The organism is Achromobacter animicus (assembly GCF_040775605.1).
Taxonomy (GTDB): Bacteria; Pseudomonadota; Gammaproteobacteria; order Burkholderiales; family Burkholderiaceae_B; genus Achromobacter; species Achromobacter animicus.
Map to the genome: position 1 here is coordinate 5731605 of NZ_JAYGJK010000001.1, position 18016 is coordinate 5749620.

Annotated in this window: 18 protein-coding genes; 2 read left to right on the top strand and 16 right to left on the bottom strand. The window is 66.4% G+C overall.

Annotated features, from left to right (window positions below; translation table 11 throughout):
- Positions 1 to 20 precede the first annotated feature (20 nt).
- From AB3147_RS26165 to AB3147_RS26185, 5 genes are all read right to left on the bottom strand, one after another.
- A complete protein-coding gene (locus tag AB3147_RS26165; protein ID WP_367353375.1) occupies positions 21 to 902 on the bottom strand; it encodes an ABC transporter permease in 882 nt (293 codons plus the stop codon).
- 8 nt (positions 903 to 910) lie between these two features.
- Positions 911 to 1957 (bottom strand): ABC transporter ATP-binding protein, encoded by a 1047-nt coding sequence (locus tag AB3147_RS26170; protein WP_218342647.1) that lies wholly within the window; start codon positions 1955 to 1957, stop codon positions 911 to 913.
- Positions 1958 to 1960: 3 nt separating this feature from the next.
- On the bottom strand, positions 1961 to 2770 hold the full coding sequence (locus tag AB3147_RS26175) for an ABC transporter permease (RefSeq protein WP_175122125.1): 810 nt from the start codon (positions 2768 to 2770) through the stop codon (positions 1961 to 1963).
- A gap of 277 nt (positions 2771 to 3047) precedes the next feature.
- The gene (locus AB3147_RS26180) at positions 3048 to 4142 is read right to left on the bottom strand and encodes a M14 family metallopeptidase (protein WP_367353376.1); all 1095 of its coding nucleotides are present in this window, start codon (positions 4140 to 4142) and stop codon (positions 3048 to 3050) included.
- A gap of 1 nt (position 4143) precedes the next feature.
- Positions 4144 to 5469, bottom strand: coding sequence for an MFS transporter (locus AB3147_RS26185; RefSeq protein ID WP_367353377.1), 1326 nt, complete (start codon positions 5467 to 5469; stop codon positions 4144 to 4146).
- 172 nt (positions 5470 to 5641) lie between these two features.
- On the opposite strand from AB3147_RS26185, the gene AB3147_RS26190 reads away from it, so the two are divergent.
- Together AB3147_RS26190 and AB3147_RS26195 are read left to right on the top strand one after the other, a co-directional pair.
- Positions 5642 to 6544 carry a LysR substrate-binding domain-containing protein gene (locus tag AB3147_RS26190; protein ID WP_279973881.1) on the top strand — a complete coding sequence of 301 codons (903 nt, stop codon included), beginning with the start codon at positions 5642 to 5644 and terminating at the stop codon, positions 6542 to 6544.
- Between the two features lie 92 nt (positions 6545 to 6636).
- Positions 6637 to 7344, top strand: a complete 708-nt coding sequence (locus tag AB3147_RS26195; RefSeq protein ID WP_367353378.1) for a FadR/GntR family transcriptional regulator — start codon at positions 6637 to 6639, stop codon at positions 7342 to 7344.
- An 81-nt stretch (positions 7345 to 7425) separates the two neighbouring features.
- Here the strand turns inward: AB3147_RS26195 and otnK are convergent, their stop codons facing one another.
- The 11 genes from otnK to AB3147_RS26250 all read right to left on the bottom strand — a co-directional run bounded on the left by otnK (position 7426) and on the right by AB3147_RS26250 (position 17767).
- Positions 7426 to 8679, bottom strand: coding sequence for a 3-oxo-tetronate kinase (gene otnK / locus AB3147_RS26200; RefSeq protein ID WP_367353379.1), 1254 nt, complete (start codon positions 8677 to 8679; stop codon positions 7426 to 7428).
- Entirely contained in the window at positions 8676 to 9584 is a 909-nt protein-coding gene (ltnD, locus tag AB3147_RS26205) for an L-threonate dehydrogenase (protein WP_367353380.1), read from the bottom strand. Before ltnD ends, otnK begins: the two co-directional genes overlap by 4 nt.
- Before the next feature lie 46 nt (positions 9585 to 9630).
- Entirely contained in the window at positions 9631 to 10602 is a 972-nt protein-coding gene (gene denD / locus AB3147_RS26210) for a D-erythronate dehydrogenase (RefSeq protein WP_367353381.1), read from the bottom strand.
- Positions 10603 to 10612: 10 nt separating this feature from the next.
- A complete protein-coding gene (otnI, locus tag AB3147_RS26215) occupies positions 10613 to 11398 on the bottom strand; it encodes a 2-oxo-tetronate isomerase (protein ID WP_367353382.1) in 786 nt (261 codons plus the stop codon).
- Between the two features lie 39 nt (positions 11399 to 11437).
- Entirely contained in the window at positions 11438 to 12760 is a 1323-nt protein-coding gene (locus AB3147_RS26220) for an MFS transporter (RefSeq protein WP_370633006.1), read from the bottom strand.
- Positions 12761 to 12843: 83 nt separating this feature from the next.
- Positions 12844 to 13482, bottom strand: a complete 639-nt coding sequence (gene otnC, locus AB3147_RS26225; protein ID WP_367353383.1) for a 3-oxo-tetronate 4-phosphate decarboxylase — start codon at positions 13480 to 13482, stop codon at positions 12844 to 12846.
- Positions 13483 to 13628: 146 nt separating this feature from the next.
- Complete coding sequence (locus AB3147_RS26230; protein WP_175122114.1) at positions 13629 to 14780, bottom strand: hypothetical protein; 1152 nt, start codon at positions 14778 to 14780, stop codon at positions 13629 to 13631.
- Positions 14777 to 15916 (bottom strand): hypothetical protein, encoded by a 1140-nt coding sequence (locus AB3147_RS26235; RefSeq protein ID WP_239214857.1) that lies wholly within the window; start codon positions 15914 to 15916, stop codon positions 14777 to 14779. The genes AB3147_RS26230 and AB3147_RS26235 overlap by 4 nt, the downstream gene beginning before the upstream one ends.
- Before the next feature lie 8 nt (positions 15917 to 15924).
- Positions 15925 to 16263 carry a DMT family transporter gene (locus tag AB3147_RS26240; RefSeq protein ID WP_175122112.1) on the bottom strand — a complete coding sequence of 113 codons (339 nt, stop codon included), beginning with the start codon at positions 16261 to 16263 and terminating at the stop codon, positions 15925 to 15927.
- Between the two features lie 2 nt (positions 16264 to 16265).
- On the bottom strand, positions 16266 to 17147 hold the full coding sequence (locus tag AB3147_RS26245; protein WP_367353384.1) for a decaprenyl-phosphate phosphoribosyltransferase: 882 nt from the start codon (positions 17145 to 17147) through the stop codon (positions 16266 to 16268).
- On the bottom strand, positions 17144 to 17767 hold the full coding sequence (locus AB3147_RS26250; RefSeq protein ID WP_175122110.1) for an HAD family hydrolase: 624 nt from the start codon (positions 17765 to 17767) through the stop codon (positions 17144 to 17146). Before AB3147_RS26250 ends, AB3147_RS26245 begins: the two co-directional genes overlap by 4 nt.
- Between the last annotated feature and the right edge of the window lie 249 nt (positions 17768 to 18016).

Here is an 18016-nt window from a genome sequence, read left to right on the forward strand (position 1 = left end):
TCCTTATCGGGGTATCCAGGTCAGGACGCCATCGTCTTGATATAGCGCCGGTGAATCAGCCAGTTCGAAAAGAGGGCAATGACAAGCGTGCCGCACACCAATATGACGGCGAGCGCCGCGCCGAACGGCCAGTTCGAGGCCTTGGTGATCTGGTCGTATAGCGCGGGCGCCATCATGGTCAGCCCGGAACCGCCCAGCAGCACCGGCGTGGCGTACGCATTCATGCACAGGATGAACACCAGCATCGTGCCCGCGGCCACGCCTGGCGCGGCGATCGGCAGCACGATGCGGCGGAAGGTGGTGAAGAAGCTGGCGCCCACATTGCGCGCGGCCTCTTCCACCGACAGGTCCATGCCTTCCAGCACGCTTTGCAGCGTCAGGATCAGGTACGGCATGACTACCGCCGTGGTGCCGATCACCACCGCCGTCGGCGTGTACATCAGCGTCAGCGGCTTATCGATGATGCCCAGCCCCTGCAACACGGCGTTGACGACGCCCGCATTGCCCAGCGCCACCATCCAGCCGGCTGCGCGCACCACGTTGCCCACCATCAGCGGAAACACCAGCAGGATCACGAACAGGCTCTTGTAGCGGCTTTGCGTGCGCGCCAGGAAGTACGCCACCGGAAAGCCCAGCACCAGCGCCAGGACCGTGCACAGCGCCGCGATGCCCAGCGTGGTGAAGAAGATGTCGCGGTAGTACGGGTCGCCAAAGAACTTGGCGTAGTTCTCGAACGAGAACGCGGTCTGCATCATCTCGACCGGGTCGAAATGATTGAAGCTGTAGCGCGCCAGCTGAAGGATGGGGATCATGATGATCACCAGCACCACCAGCGAGGCCGGAAAGGCCAGCCCCGGGCCCAGCCAGCGGCTGGGGCGTCCGTCCTGCGTTGCGGTCGTCATCGCGCCTCCTATTGCGTGAAGGCGACGCAGTCGTCGGGTTCGAAGCACGCATACACGCGCTCGCCGGCGGCAGGCGGCGCGGCGCGCGTGCCGGCATTGACGATCTGGCTGATCAGGCGGTCGCCGCCATCAAGCTGCACCCGCACCTCCAGCACCGATCCCAGGTACAACGACGATTCGATGACGCCGGGCAACGCATTGCCGCCAGACGGCTGCGCTTGCAGGCGTACACGTTCCGGCCGCACGCCCACATGCGTGGCATTGCCGCCGCCCGGCGCGGCGATGCGCTGTCCGGCTTTGGTTTCGAACTGGTCGTTGGCCTGGCCGCGTCCCGTGAAGACATTCATCTTGCCCAGGAAGTCCGCGACGAACAGATTGGCGGGCCGCTCGTACAGCGTGTCGGGCGCGCCCACCTGCTGCACGATGCCGTCGTGCATGATGGCCATGCGGTCGGCAATCGCCAGCGCTTCTTCCTGATCGTGGGTCACGAACACGGTGGTCAGGCCCAGGCGCCGTTGCAACGCGCGGATTTCCTCGCGCACTTCCAGGCGCAGCTTGGCGTCCAGATTCGACAACGGTTCGTCCAGCAGGAACACCTTGGGTTCGATCGCCAACGCCCGCGCAATCGCCACGCGCTGCTGCTGGCCGCCGGACAACTGGCGCGGATAGCGGTCGCGCAGTTCCGTCATGCGCACCATGTCCAGCACGCGCCGGATCTTTGCATCGCGATCGGCCTTGGGCACCTTGTGCATTTCCAGGCCGAACGCCACGTTCTCCGCCACCGTCATGTGCGGAAACAGCGCGTAGCGCTGGAACACCATGCCGGTGTCGCGCTTGTGCACCGGCAGCCGCGTGACGTCGGTTTCACCGATGCGGATGCGCCCTGCCGTGGGCGTGATGAAGCCGGCAATCATGCGCAGCGTGGTCGTCTTGCCGCAGCCGCTGGGTCCCAGAAAGGTGACCAGTTCGCCTTCGGCAATCTCCAGGGAAAAATCCGACACCGCGACCGCCGCGCCGAACTGCTTGCGGATGTTTTCGATTGAGACCTTCGCCATTTCTTACACCACCTGACTGAGTTTCACATAGCGGTCGGTCACAAGCATGATGATGCCCAACAGCAGGATTTGCACCGAGGCCACCGACGCGATGGTCGGGTCCAGGTTGAATTCGAGGTACTGCATGATCGCGATCGGCAGCGTGGTGCGCCCCGGGCCGACCAGCGACAGGGACAGCTCCAGGTTCTCGAATGACACGACAAAACTGAACAGCGCCGCGGCGACGATGGACGGCCGCAGCATCGGCAGTGTCACCCGCATGAAGGCCTTGGGCGCGCTTGCGCCCAGGTTGCGCGCGGCTTCCTCGATGGAGCCGTCCAGCCCGGCCATGCCCGCCGTCACAAGCCGCACGGTCCACGGGATGGTGAGGCACACGTGCGCAATGACCAGGCCGCCGAACGTGCCGACCAGATCCTGATCCAGCACGTTTTCAGCGCGCAGGTAAAAGAGATAGACGGCCACGCCCGCGACAATGCCGGGGATCAGCAGCGGCGACAGCAGCAGCGTGTTGACGCCCTTGCTGCCACTGAAGCGGTAACGCGCAATGGCCACCGCCGCCAGCACGCCCATCGTCACGCCGATGAACGCGGCCACCAGCGACACTTGCAGGCTGAAGATGAAGCCGTTGGCGAACGCGGGGTTTTCCCACGCCTTGACGTACCAGGAGAGCGTGTAGCCCGATGGCGGGAAATAGAGGATGGCGTCCTTGAAAAAGCTCAGCCAGACCACCAGCACGATGGGGCTGAGCATGAACGCATACATGAGAACCACGAAAACGCGGTGCAGCCACGTGGCCCACGGGATCACGCGCAATGGCTTTTCCCGCGAGGCTGCGATGGCTGAGTCCAAAGGAGGCGCACTATGCAAATCCGGTTCCTTTCAGCAACTGCCGGCTTGGTTTGAAACTCCTCCGAAGACTCTGCGGTCTCTACGGTTAACCAAAGCATATCGACGGGTTGCTGCACCGCTCAAGTAGGGATAACCCACGTCGCGCCAAAACTCGCGGGTTATCCCTGCGGTAGCTCCGATGACGGTGCAACCCACTGCGGCGCAACGCCGCCGCAGGTGCTACCCGCCACCCGGCGCGCTGCTACCCGGCAGCCTGCAGGCCGCACACCGCTTGCAGCACCGCCACGCGGCTCTGGCCCAGCACCATGCCTTGCCAGTCTTCCTGGCCGCAGTAAAACGCGTCGCGTGTGGCCTGCAATATGTCCTGTTGCAAGGCATCGCTGGCGTCGGGATGCGCGCGCAGCCAATTGCGTCCCCGCAGCGCGTGCACCACCTCGTCCCAAGGCTTGGTGCCGAACTCCAGCGCCATCAATGTCGGTTCCGACTCGGGGCAGGCGTCGTAGATGAGACCCGCGAGATGGCCCGTGATGTCCACCGAGGCCGAGCTGCCTTGATACGGCACGGCGATGTCGCTGCCCCACCACTGCCGCGCGCGCGCCACTTCCGTGTCGTCACGCTGGCCGGCGTAGATCTTCTCGCCGTGGCCGCGCGGCCCCAGGCCCGTGTGCACGTCGATCCAGCCGATGTGCGCGTGGCGGCTGGCGTGGGTCCGCAGGATGTCGCGCAGGGTCAGCAGCGACGGCGAATGCCCCGCGCCGCCATAGAACAGGCCATCCGGATGCGTGTACTGGCCGCGCGACACCGCCTGCGTCGTGGCGGCCAAGCCGTGCGTTTCGATATGGCGGGCGATGGCCTGGCGGTTCTGATCGGTGGGCGGCCATTCCTGCGGCAACAGCAGCTCGTGGATCTCGCCATAGCCCGGATTGGCCGGGAGCGCGCGGCCGTCGAAGGGCTGGGCATTGCGGTTCAGGTCGACGTTGCCTTCGTCCGTGCGCGCAATGCACGAGAAACCGTACGGGTTCACGGCGTGCACCAGCAGCAGCGCCACGCCCGCCTGCCGAGCGCGCTCCAGCATCGGCGCGTCATCCAGCAGCGCAAGCTGGCAACCCGAACCGCAGAAGCCTTCCACGCCGTGCGTGGCCGACGTCACGATCAGGAGCCGCTGGGCGTCGGCATCGCCGATCAGCGCCACGTCGGTGGCCAGCGGCTCGCCCTGGCTGCCCACGGCCGCGATGCCGTACGACGCAACCTGCGTAGCCAGCGGCGCGGCGGCCGCCAGGAAGCGTTCGCGCGCCTGGGCGTAGCTGCTGGAAAAGTAGCGGTCAACGGATTGCATGTCAGGGCTCCTGGCTGTCGATGTCATGGCCGGTACGGTCCTGAATCCAGAACAGCACCACGGTGGAAAGCGTCACGGTGACCATCAAGTACCACGCGGGCGCCATCGGGTTGCCGGTCACGTGCAGCAGCCAGGTCACGAAGAATTGCGCAAAGCCACCGAAGACCGAGATGCCCAGACCGTACACCACGGACATGCCCGTGGTGCGCACGGCCTTCGGGAACAGTTCGGGCAGCATCGTGATGACGGGCGCGGTCTGCAGCGCCAGCAGCACGGCCAGCAGGGCGATGACCGTCATCAGCCGCCCGGTGCTGGGCGCCGACACCAGCCATTGGAAGCACGGCAGCAGCACGCAGACCGTCACGGCGCGCGACCAGAGGATCACCCGCTTGCGCCCCACGCGGTCCGCCAGCATGCCGACGAACGGCGCCAGCGCGAAACCGATCGCGCCCAGCACGACACTGGCAAACAGCGTGGACGTGGCCGGAAGGCCGAGTTCCTTGGTGGCGTAAGCCGGCATGTAGAAGCCGATGATCTGCGCGCACACCATGCCGCCGATCACGAGCAGGATGCCCTTGACGATCGTGAGCTTGTGGTCGGCAAAGGCGCGCCGCAGCGGCTGGTGGCCGGCGGCGGTGGTTCTGGCGCCGGCGGCAGGCGCGGGTTCCAGCGTTTCCTCCAGATTGCGGCGGATGTAGGCGCCCACCGGCACCGTCAGAATGCCGATCACGAACGGCACCCGCCAGCCCCAGGCCTGCATTTCTTCCTTAGTCAGCGCCGCCGTCAGGATCGCCACGGTCAGCGCGCCCAGCATCACGCCGAGCGACTGGCTGCCGAACTGCCAGCTCGAATAGAAGCCGCGCTTGCCGGGCGGCGCGTGTTCCACCAGCAGCGTGGTCGAGGCGCCGACCTCGCCGCCCGCCGCGAAGCCCTGGATCAGCCGCGCCAGCACCATCAGCACGGGTCCAAGCACGCCCATCTGCGCGTGGGTCGGCGCCACGGCGATGAGCGCACAGCCCAGGCCCATCAGCCAAAGCGTCAGCGTCATGGCCGCGCGGCGGCCGTGCCGGTCCGCGTACGAGCCGATCAGCATGCCGCCCACGGGCCGCATCAGAAAGCCCACGCCGAAGGTGGCGGTGGTCAGCAGCAACTGGCCGTAGCCGGACGCCGCGGGAAAGAAGAGCGGCCCGATGACCAGCATCAGGAACGTGAAGACGGTGAAGTCGAAGAACTCGAGCGCGTTGCCGATGGTGGTGCCGGCAATGACGCGGCGGCGCATCGACGGCGTGTACAACCCTGGGCCGCCTGCGGCGATGGCAATAGACATTGTTTTCCCCTTGATGTCCGGTGCGGGGCCGCCGGTCCGTGCGTCCGGATCGCGTTGCGCGCCCCACCGCCGTGAATATACGGATGGCGCACGATAAGCAAAAGACAGTATTTTTGTCGCGATGAGCACTTTTGCTTATAGCCCTGCCCGCCCAATCCGGAACGACTTGCCTATGAACCTGCGCCAACTCCGCGCCTTTGTGCTGATTGCCGAGCATCGCAGCATCCGTGCCGCGGCGCGGGCGCTCTTTGTCACCCAGCCCGCCGCCACCCGCAGCCTGCGGGAGCTGGAGCAGAGCGTGGGCGCGGAGCTGGTGCGCCGCAGCGTCAAGGGCGTGGAACTGACCACTTATGGGGAAGCGTTATACAAGCGCGCCGTGCTGATCCTGCAGGAAGCCCGCAAGGCGCAAGAGGAGATCGGCCAGATGCGCGACGGCGAAGGCGGAACGCTGAACCTGGCCATCAGTTCCGCGGCGCTGACGGTCCTGCCCGCCGCGCTGGCCGCGTTTCGCGCACGCATGCCGCGCGTTTCGGTGGCCTTCAATGAAGTCGCGCCGCCCTACAGCCACGAGCAGCTGGAATCCGGCCGCTACGACTTCCTGGTGCAGACCGAATACGACGGCGACATCGACGACGGGTTTGCGCGGACCACGCTGTTCACGCTGCCGCTGGCGGTGGGCGCACGCGCGGGCCATCCGCTGCGCGGTGCGCGCACGCTGGCCGAGCTGCACGATGCGCTATGGCTGCTGCCGGGCAATATTCAAGCCCCCGCGAACCTGCTGCGGCTGGCGTTCGATGCGCATGGGTTGCCGCCCCCGCGCGACGTGATTCCCTGCCAGTCCATCGCGGTGGCGCTGGCGATCATTGCGGAGAGCGACGCGCTGGGCATCTTCGTGCGCAATCTTTTCGATCATCAGTTGCTGCCGCGCGGGTTACGCATGGTCCGTCTGGATCATCCGCTGCCCGCGGCGCGCGTGTCGGTCCTGACGCGTGCCGACTCGCCCCCAACGCCGGCCGCGCAATGCTTCATGAATTGCCTCCTGGACGCGCAGGCAGCGCATGCCGACGGCACCTAGGCGAACGCGCCGATAGACCGGGTTACTATTGCCGATGGCCCCGCCGATGACGTCGAGACGGGCCTTTTTGTTTCTCCCCCCACTCCCCGTCCATGGCGTTTCCCCGACTTCCCGCTGTTCCCACCTTGACCGACACGGTCGCCAAACGTCTGCTCGCCGAGATCGACGAAGGACGCGTGCTGCCCGGTGAAAAGCTGCCCACGGAATCCGCGCTGGCCGAACAGTTTGGCGTCAGCCGCACGGTGATCCGCGAAGCCGTTTCGCGGCTGCGCCAGGATGGCGTGGTCGAAGCCCGGCAAGGCAGCGGCGTCTTCGTCACCGGGCACACCGGCAACCGGGCGCTGCGAATCGACGCGGCCGAGCTCTCGTCGCTGGAGGCCGTGCTGCATATCGTGGATCTGCGCCGCGCCCTGGAAACCGAAGTGGCGGCGCAAGCCGCCGCCAGCCGCAAGAAGCAGGACATGGTGGAGATCGACGCGGCGCTGGCTGCGATCTCGCAGGCCGTGGACAACGGCGGAGATGGCGTGAAGGAAGATGTGGCCTTTCACCGCAGCATTGCGCGCGCCACCGGCAACCCGTACTTTCTGACCACCCTTGCGTTCGTCAGCCAGTTCCTGGAAGCCGCCACACGCGTCACCCGCGGCAACGAGGCGCGCCATGCAAATCTGATGCGCGACGTATTGCAGGAACACATCGCCATCGTCGAAGCCATCCGGCGCAAGGATGTGGAAGGCGCCCGGGAAGCCGCCCGCATTCACATGGTCAATGCCGCCAAGCGGTTGAGCCAGGCACACCGCTGAGCCGGACTGAAGCGCTGTACCGGACTACACCGCCGCGGACTGCACCGCCCCGGACCGCACCGCCCCGGCCTGCACAGGCCGCTAGCGAAACGCCTTCGTGAAAAAATCCCGGCTGCCGAAGTTGCCGGACTTCAGCGCGATGCTGATGTCGGCCTGCGCAACCGGCGCATAACCGGCGCACCACGGCACGCCCGGATCGATCTGGTCGCCGATCGTGATCTGCTCCAAGCCCAGCGCCTGCACCACCGCGCCCGAGGTCTCGCCGCCGGCCACGATCAATTGCCGCACACCGCGCTCCACCAATCCGGCTGCGATGCGCGCGATTGCCGCTTCGATCATGGCGCCCGCCTGGCTCGCGCCCAGCGCGCCCTGGGTTTGCCTGACGGCGTCAGGTTGCGCCGTGGAATAGATGAGCACCGGGCCGTCCTGCATGCGCGGCTCGGCCCAGGCCAGCGCCTGCCCCGCCACGTCCTCGCCGGCGGCCAGCTTCATGGGATCCAGCGCCAGCGCGGGCCGGCCGCTTTCAATGAAGGCCGCCACCTGCGCATTCGTCGCGGCGGAGCAACTGCCCGCCACGACGGCCTGCAAGCCTTGTGCGCGCACCACGCCGGCGGAACCCGTGGCCGACAGCCCCCAGTTGCCGGGCAATCCGATGGCCACACCGGAACCGGCCGTCACCAGCGGCATGCCGTGCAGCGCCGGGCCCAGTGCCAGCAGGTCGTCGTTGGATACGGCGTCGACGATGGCGATCTCGATGCCCTGCGACATCAGTTCCTGGATGCGTTCACGAATGGCGGCGGTGCCGCGCGCGACCACGCTGTAATCGATCAAGCCCACCTTGCGCGACGTTTGCGCCGCCAGCACCCGCACGAGGTTGGGGTCGGTCATCGGCGTGAGCGGGTGATGCTGCATGCCGGATTCGTTGAGCAGCACGTCGCCCGCGAACAGATAACCCTTGAACACGGTGCGCTTGTTGTCGGGAAACGCCGGCGTCGCGATGGTGAAAGCGGTATCCAGGTTCGTCATCAGCGCATCCGTGACCGGCCCGATATTGCCCTGCGTTGTGCTGTCGAACGTGGAGCAGTACTTGAAGTAGATCTGTTCGGCCCCTTGCGCACGCAGCCACTGCAGCGCTGCGAGCGATTGCGCGATGGCCTCGTCGGGCGGCAGCGTGCGGGTCTTCAACGCGACCACCACAGCGTCCGCGTCGTCCCGCAGCGGCTCGCCCGGCGTACCGATGGTCTGCACCGTGCGCATGCCCGCGCGGACCAGATTGTTTGCCAGATCGGTGGCGCCCGTGAAATCGTCGGCGATGCAGCCCAGCTTGATCGTCATTTGGCCTCCGGCAGGGAAATGCCCGGGAAAATCTTGATCACCGCGCTGTCGTCTTCCCGGCCATGGCCGGCCGACGACGCCTGCATGAACATCTGGTGCGCGGTGGACGCGAGCGGCAGCGGGAACCGGGTATGTCTTGCGGTATCCAGCACCAGCCCCAGGTCCTTCACGAAGATGTCCACTGCGGACAACGGCGTGTAGTCGCCCGCCAGCACGTGGGGCATGCGGTTCTCGAACATCCAGCTGTTGCCCGCGCTGTGCGTGATGACCTCGTACAACGCATCGGCGTCCACGCCTTCGCGCAGGCCCAGCGCCATGGCCTCGGCAGCGGCCGCGATGTGCACGCCGGCCAGCAACTGGTTGATGATCTTGACCTTGCTTCCCGCGCCCGCGCGGTCGCCCAGCCGATAGACCTTTCCCGCCATCGATTCCAGCACTGACCCGCAAGCCTCGTACGCGGCCGCGCTGCCGGCGGTCATCATGGTCATCTGGCCGGCGGCCGCCTTGGCCGCGCCGCCGGAGATGGGCGCGTCCAGATACAGGATGCCCTGCTCGGCCAGGCGCCCTTCCAATGCCACGGACCAGTTGGGGTCCACGGTAGAGCACATGACGAATACCGACCCGGGCCGCAGCGCCGCGGCAAGGCCGCCGTCGCCGAACAGCACCGACTCGGTCTGCGGCGCGTTGACGACCACGCTGACCACGATCTCGCAGGCCTGCGCCATGTCCGCCAGGCTGGCGCACGCCACGCCGCCCTGCGCCGCGAAGGCCGCCGCGGCGTCGGCGCGAATGTCGTACACGTGGACCGCGTGCCCGGCGCGGCGCAGGCTCTGGGCAATGCCTGCGCCCATCGCGCCCAGGCCGATGACGCCAACGCGGCGCGGTGTTTGTGTGGAATTGCTCATGTCGTTCGTTGTCCGGAAGCGGGATGCAAAAGGGAAAGGCGGCGACTCAACGCTTCAGGTCGTCGGCCATGTAGGCGCGGACGATGTCGGCAAAACTGCCATCGCCCGTCAGGCCCAGGCGGGCGGCGCGCGACGTGTCCCAACGCCCCGGCCAACTGCCGACGATGCGCTCGACACGCGCGTCCGCCTGCCAGCTGATGCGGTCGGCAACCTCGTCGCCCGCGACCTCGCGCAAGGCCTGCGCCATCTCGGCCGCCGTGACTGACACGCCAGGCAGGTTGATCGGCGTCCGGTCCGCCATCGCGTCGGCATCCAGCTCGCAGCCCGCGATCAAGGCAGCGATCGCGCCACGCGGCGACAGCAGCCACAGCCGCGTGTCCGCGCCAACCGGGCACACGGCTGGTTCGCCATTCAGGGGTTCGCGGATGATGCCGCTGGCGAACGACGACGCCGCGGCGTTCGGGCGGCCGGGACGCACGCTGATGGTCGGCAGGCGCAGCACACGGCCATCAACGAACCCGCGCCGCGTGTAGTCGGCCAGCAGCAGTTCGGCGATGGCCTTCTGCGTGCCGTAGGACGATTGCGGATTGAGCGCGGTGTCGTCGCGCACCGTGTCGGGCAGATTGCCGCCATACACCGCCACGGAGCTGGTGAAAATGACGCGAGGCTTGTGGCCCAGCGCGCGGCAGGTTTCCAGCAACGCGCGCGAGGCGTCCAGATTGATGCGCATGCCCAGGTCGAAGTCCGCCTCCGCCTGTCCGCTGACAATGGCGGCCAGATGAAAAATGGCGCGCGTCTCGGTATCGATGGCTTGCCGCAGCACCGCCGGGTCGGCAATGTCGCCCTCCAGCGACCGTACGCGCGGGTCCTGCAGATCCGCCTTCACGACGTCCAGCAGATCGATTTGCGTGATGGTCTGGGGCTTGCCGCCTTCCAGCGACAGCGTGCCGCGCTCGAGCAGTTTGCGCGCCAGCCGCTGGCCCAGGAATCCGGCGCCGCCGGTGATCAGTATCTTCATGATGGAATGCTCAACGATGGGTGAGATAGGGTTGGGCCCAGCCCAGGCCTTCGGACGTTCCGGCGCGCGGGCGGTATTCGCAGCCGATCCAGCCTTGATAGCCCAACGCGTCGATACGCTGGAACAGGTACGGGTAGTTCAGTTCACCCAGATCGGGTTCGTGACGGTCTGGCACGCCCGCAATCTGGATGTGGCCAATGCCGGGCATATCGCGTTCGAGCTTCACGGCGATGTCGCCTTCGACGATCTGGCAGTGGTAGATGTCGAACTGCACCTTCAGGTTGTCCGCGCCCACGTCGTGACGAATGGCCTGCGCGTCGTCCTGCCGGTTCAGGAAAAAGCCGGGAATATCGCGCGTGTTGATGGGTTCGATCACCACGGTCACGCCAGCGGTGGCGGCCGTGCGCGCGGCAAGCGCCAGGTTCCTGACGTAGACATCCCGGTGCGCCGCGTGATCCTGGTCGGGACGGATCAGGCCTGCCATCACGTGCAGATGGCGGTTGCCCAGCACCGCGGCGTATTCCAGCGCCTGGTCCAGTCCGCGCTTGAACTCGTCTTCGCGTCCGGGCAGCGATGCGATGCCGCGCTCACCCGCCGCCCAGTCACCCGGCGGCGCATTGAACAGGGCCTGCGTCAGGCCGTGCGCATCCAGGCGCGATCGGATCTCGGCCGCCGTGAAATCGTAGGGAAACAGGAATTCCACCCCCGTGAACCCGTCATGCGCCGCGGCGGCGAAGCGCTCCAGGAAGGGATGTTCCGTGTACATCATGCTGAGGTTTGCGGCCAGGCGCGGCATGTCGGTTCCTTTGATGCTGAGGTGATTGCGGACGCCGCGCTAGCGGTTGACCAGCTTGGCCGGCGTGAACCAGACCGCGATGGCGCCAATGACGAGCACGCCCGCCAGCACGTACATGCCGGACGCAGTGGAACTGGTCAGGTCCTTCAGGTAGCCGATCATGTAGGGGCTGGCAAAGCCGGCCAGGTTGCCCACGGAGTTGACGATGGCGATGCCGGCGGCCGCGGCCGTGCCGGACAGAAACGCGGTCGGCAGCGACCAGAACAGCGGTGCGCAGGTCAGCACGCCCGCGGCCGCCATGGACAGGAACACCAGCGACACCACGGTGTTGTCGGCGAAAGAAGCCGCCGCCGAGAAGCCTACGGCGCCCGCCAGCGCCGGCACGATCAGGTGCCAGCGGCGCTCGCGCCGGCGGTCCGCGGAATGGCCCAGCAGGTTCATCACGACGATGGCGCACAGGAAGGGGATGGCGCTGAGCAGGCCGATGTTGAACGCCCCCGTCACGCCCGTGGACTTGATCAGCGTGGGCATCCAGAACGTCAAGCCATACTGGCCGGCGACGAAGGCAAAGTAGATCAGGCACATCCACCACACGCGCTTGTCGGCGAACACCGCGCGCAGCGAATGCTTCTGCGTGCCTGTCTCCTTCTGGTCCTGCTCGATCTCGCGCGTCAGCAGCTTCTTTTCGTCGTCGCTCAGCCATTTGGCGCTGGCGATGCCATTGTCCAGATACATCACCGTGACCACGCCGATCACCAGCGCCGGCACGGCCTCGATCAGGAACATCCATTGCCAGCCCTGCAAGCCGTGCATGCCATGAAAGGCCTCCATGATCCAGCCGGACAGCGGATTGCCGAAGATGCCCGCCACGGGGATGGCCGACATGAACAGCGCGATGATCTTTGCGCGGCGGTGGGCCGGGTACCAGTAGGTCAGGTACAGGATCACGCCGGGATAGAACCCGGCTTCGGCCAGCCCCAACAGGAAGCGCAGGATGTAGAAGCCCGTCGGGGTTTCGACGAACATGAACATGCCCGACAGAATGCCCCAGGTGATCATGATGCGCGCGATCCAGATGCGCGCCCCCAGCCGGTGCATCAGCAGATTGCTGGGCACTTCGAACAGGAAGTAGCCAATGAAGAAAACGCCGGCGCCCAGACCAAAAACGGTTTCACTGAAGCCCAGGTCCTGCGACATCTGCAGCTTGGCGAAGCCGACGTTGACGCGGTCCAGGTAGGCGATGACATAGCAAAGCATCAGGAACGGCACCAGCCGCCAGAACACCTTGGCATACGCGCGAGCGGTTTCGCGGGACTCGGGCGGCGACGAAGCCGCAGGCGCGGCGTGGGACGCCAGTTCCATCGGGGGCATTACCAGTCTCCATCAAGAATGCGCCGCCTTGATCCGCGCTGTCGCGGCCGGCAGGCTTTGTACGAAAAAGCGGATCAGTAGCGGGCGCCGAACGTGGCGCGCAGGGTCTCGATGGCCTCGTCCGTCAGCGGCTCGGGACGCGGCTGAGTCATCAGCCACAGGCGGGCGGTTTCTTCCAGTTCCTCGAGCGCAAACGACGCGTGGGACACCGACTTTTCCCAGACCACCGGGCCCAGCCGCTCGAACAAGGCGCCGCGCACCTGCCCCGCCACGGCGGCGACTTCGGCTGCCGCCTGCGGATCGCCCGGACGGCGATAGCCGATCAACGGGATGCGACCCACCTTCATGACTTGATAGGGCGTGATCGGCGGCAATACCTCGTCCGGACGCCACACGCCCGCGAGCGTCAGCGCGACCAGATGGGTGGAGTGCGTATGCACGATGCCACGGGAATCCGGGCTGGCGCGGTAGATGCCCTGATGCAGCAGCAAGGTCTTGGATGGCTTGCCGCCGGCGACCCAGTTGCCGTCCAGATCGACCTTGGCCAGCTCGGCGGGATCCAGCCGGCCCAGGCAGGCGTCGGTGGGTGTGATGAGCCATCCTTCGTCCAGCCGGGCGCTGATGTTTCCGGCCGCGCCGACGGTATAGCCGCGCGCATAGAGGCTTGCGCCGATGGTGCAGATTTCTTCGCGGATGCGGGCTTCTTCAGTCATGGAATGTCCCCGGGCGGCAGGGACGGGCAACGAACAGCAGACGCGGCGAAGCAGGCATGACGACGATGTCTCTTGAATAGAAGTTATCGGGTCATCATACAAATTTTGGCGATGAGCGGGTATGGGGTAAACCCGCGCACCGCCGATTACGCTTGCGCGCGATCAACGCCCGCCGCGGTCGGCGCGGCGGTGTTCATCCAGGCCGTCAAGGCCATTGCCATCAGCACCAGCAGCGATGGATACAGCATGCTCAAGTTGCGCGCCTCGCCCTCGGCGGCGAACAGCAGAAAGAGCGGCACATTGACCGCCAGCGCCATCAGCACGTGCAACCGGAACGGCGCGGGCAGCAGGCGCCAGCCGGTGACGGCCACGCCCGCGATCATCAACACCATCACGGCGCTCAGCCCTTTGGGCAGCGCGACGCCGTAGGTGCTTTCGGTGCGGAACCAGTTGCCGGGGTCCAGGAAGTAGAAGAAATTCGCGCCCGGCTGAAAACTCACCGCACCGCCCGGATTGCCGGCGTAGCGCACGCGCAGCGCCAGATACACGCAGCCGCAGACGAACACGAGCCCCGCCACGACGGTTGCAGCCTTGAGGCGCGGCAGGCTGAGCCGAAGAATGGGATACAGCGTGACGACATAGAAGAAGAACGCCTCCTTGTTCCAGGTGGCCATTGCGGCAACAACGGCCAGCAGGCCCAGCCGCCCGGCCGCGCGCACGGGGCGTTCGACCGGGATGCGCCAGGCAAGCAGAATCGCGCATGCCATGAACAGCACTTCGAAGAAGTCGTAGAAGAAGCCGCCTTCGGTCAGAAAGAACGGCAGCAGCAACGCAATGACGAGCGGCGCCGCGGTGGCGGCGGCTGCGCTGGCGCCCGCCCGCAGGCACACCGACCGCATGGCGAACAGCGAGCCGAGCAGCGCCAGGAAGGTCAGGTAATAGACGATGTGATAGCGCAGCGTCACAGGCGCCTGCATCGCTTCCGACGCGGGAAAACGCATGGCCAGTCCTGACCGGCTGTTCACACGGCGCGGGTCGGTCAGCCGCTCGGACAGTCGCTCGACGGTCGCGGCCGGCATCAGGTCTTGAATGCCATTGGCGATGGCCGGCGCGAACTGGCGGTACACGTAAGGCCGGTACGCGGTGCCGTCGACCATGGACGCCAGCGAATGCGGGCCGTGCCCGTCGTTCAGGCGCCACTTGGTATAGAACCCATTGAAGGCCGCCGCGGCGACCATGACATAGAGCATCGCCAACAGGAATCGGCGGTAGCCCACGCTATTGAAAAAACGGATCATCGGACTTCCAGGGAGACGGCCGGTTGGGGCGCGGTCTGCGGCCCCAGCCACTTTGCCAGCGCCAGCGCCAGCAGGCACAGCAGCGCCGGATACAGCATGCTCAGATTGCGCATTTCGCCGGGCGAACAAAACAACAGGAACAGCGGCACGTTGATGGCCAGCGCCAGCTTCGCGTGCCCGCGCAGGGCATCTGGCAGCCGCGGCCAGCCATTGATGGCGATGCCCGCGAACGCCAGGATGCTGAAGAGACTGAAGCCGCGCGGCAGCAGAACGCCATAGGTGTTCTCGGTAAGCAGCCAGTTACGGGGGTCAACGTAGTAGCGCAGGTTGTCCCACAGCTGGAAATCCACGGTGGAGCCGGGATTGCCCGCGTAACGCATGCGCAGCGCCAGATAGACGCAACCGCTCACCAGCAGCAGCACCGTCACGACGCCCGCCGCCGGCAGGCGCGGCAGGTTGCGCCGCAAGAGCGGGTACAGGGCGGGCGTGAAAAAGAAGAAGGCTTCCTTGTTCCACGTCGCCAGCCCCGCCAGCGCCGCCAGCGCGCAAAGCCGGACCGGCGTCTGGCGCGACGCGCCCAGCGCCAGCAGCACGGCGCTCATGATGAACAGCAGTTCGACGAAATCGTAGAAGTAGCCGCCCTCGGTCAAAAAGAACGGCACCATCATCGCCAGGACCGCAGGCGCTGCCGTCGCGGCCACCGCACCCGCCCCCGCCTGCTGCGCCACGCGGCGCATGACGAACAGCGAAGCCAACAGCGCGGCAAACGTCAGGTAGTAGACGAGGTGGTAGCGCAAGGTGACCGCCGGCAGCAGGGCCTCGGACGCCGGATAGCGCATCGCCAGACCCGAACGGCTGTTCACGCGCCGAGGTTCGGCCAGACGCTCGGACAGGCGCGCCACGGTGGCCGGCGGCAGCAACGCCTGGATGCCGTTGGCCAGCGCGGGCACGAACTGCCGATACACATACGGACGGTGGGCCGTGCCCTCGACCATCTGCGACAGCCCGAGCGCCGCATGGCCGTCGTTGAGCCGCCACTTGGTGTAGAACCCGTTCATCACAGCGGCCGCCACGACGACGTAGGCGCAGCACAGCAGGAACCCGCGATACCACGCGCTTTGAAACAGGCGTTGCATGGCTGCGCCTACTTCGAGACCAGGAAGACGCCGACGGCGATGAACGCCGCGCCCGCCATCCGCATGGCCGTGATGGTCTCCGTGCCGGACAGCAGGCCGTAGACGAACACGCCCGCGATCGCGCAAGCCACCATCAGCGGATACGCCAGCGTCAGATCGAGCTGGCGCAGCGCCAGCGCGTAGAAACCAAAGCCCAGGCCGTACGCGCCGATGGCGCCCGCATAGGGCAGCGCCTGCGTCAGCAAGGATGGCGTGGGTCCGTGGGCTGCGGCGGACCCCGCCGCCTTGAGCGCCACGCTGGCCACCACGCTGCAGGCCCCGCTGAGGATCAGCCAAAGATATGCCATGTCTACGTCCTTACCAGCAAAACCACCACCGCCACCCAGGCCAGCACCGCAAGGCGGATCTGGTTGTCGGCGAGCAGATCGCGGCCCGGCTCTTCGCCCGATCCGCCCTTGTACAGCAAGTAGATATACCGGAAGACGCCGAAGGTGACGATGGGCAGCGTGACGATCAGATGCTGCGTGCCGTGCAACGCGGCGGTGATGTCGTCCACCGTATAGAGGCCATACGCCAGCAGCGTCGTGCTGGCGGTGATGCCCACCAGGATGTCCAGCAGCTGCGGCGAATAGTGGCGCAGCACGGTGCGCGTGCTGCCTTGCGATGCCGGGGCATCGAGAGGCGCCGACGCGATCTCGGCACGCCGTTTGGCAAAACCCAGGAACAGGGTCAGCATGAAACTGCACAGCAGCATCCAGCGCGACGGGATGATGCCCACCGCAAAGGTGCCGCAAGCCAGGCGGATCATGAAGCCCGCAGCAATACAGAACACATCGACCAGCACCTTGTGCTTGAGGCTCAGGGTGTATGCAATGTTCAGGGTCAGATAGCCGGCCACGGCCAGCGCCACGGGCCAGAGCCCGCACACGAGCGGCAGGCCGAGCGCCGAGCCAAACAGCACGACGATCAGCGCGCGGGCGGCGGGCAGGCCGACCCGTCCGCTGGCAATGGCGCGCAGCCGCTTCTTGGGATGCGCCGCATCGGCGGCGCGGTCGTGATAGTCGTTCAGGACATAGACCGCGCTGGACGCGAGGCAGAACGCGACAAAGCCCACGCCCACGGCAAACACCAGCGCGGGGTTCGTCCATCCGTGGCTGAAAATCAGGCCGATCAGCACGAAGCCGTTTTTCAGCCATTGCTGCGGACGCAGCAGGGAAATCAGCGACCTCATGGTTTGACCGCCTGCCCGCGGTACCAGGCATGTTGGGCCGCGTCGATGAGCCACTGGTCGCCGCGGCTGTCGCCGTAGGCGTGCAGTTCATATTGGTCCGGACCGCCGTAGCGCTCGGTCAGGCGCCGCAACTTTTCAGGGCCCCAGCAGTTGTGTCCGTCAAAGTCGCCGGTCAGACGGCCCTGCGCATCGACCGCCATGCGCGTGCAGATGAGGTCGTCGAACCCGAGGTAGCGGGCCACGTCGTCGAGGTAGATGTCGGGCGAGGCGCTGACCAGCACGCAGCGGTCGCCGCGCTGCTGGTGCCAGCGCAGCCGCTCGATGAGCGCGGGCCGCAGCGGAATGGTGTGCACCCACGCGCGGGCGATGCGGGCCAGCTCGGTGCGCGAGCGCCCGCGCAGCGCGGCGCGGCAGAGCGACTGTTTGGCGTCTTCGTTGCTGCGTAGACGCAGCGCGAACGCCGTCAGCGCCGGCGCGGTCCGCACGAACGCCGCCAGCAAGCCGACCCACGACAGATGGGCCAGGAAGGGAATGAATGTGTCGCGCTGAGTGAGCGTGCCGTCGAAGTCGAAGGCAGCGATCACGCGCGTGGGAGCGGGAAACTGCGTTTGTGTAGCCATACTGCTATCGCGACGGAACCCGGCCGGGCCTTGCCGTCACAAACTATGCCGGAAAATGCGTCAGCGCCCAAGGCGCAAACGCGTGATGTCAGACGCAGTCTCGCCGTGCGCGCAAGCCCGCAGCGAAACATGTGCCGTTTATTTCAAAATTTTTGTAGTTGTAACACATCGGATTACAAGTCATCATAGCCCGCTCCCGATGCGGGCAAGCAGGAAAGAACCGCGTGAAATCCGCCGTTCTTCCCGCCG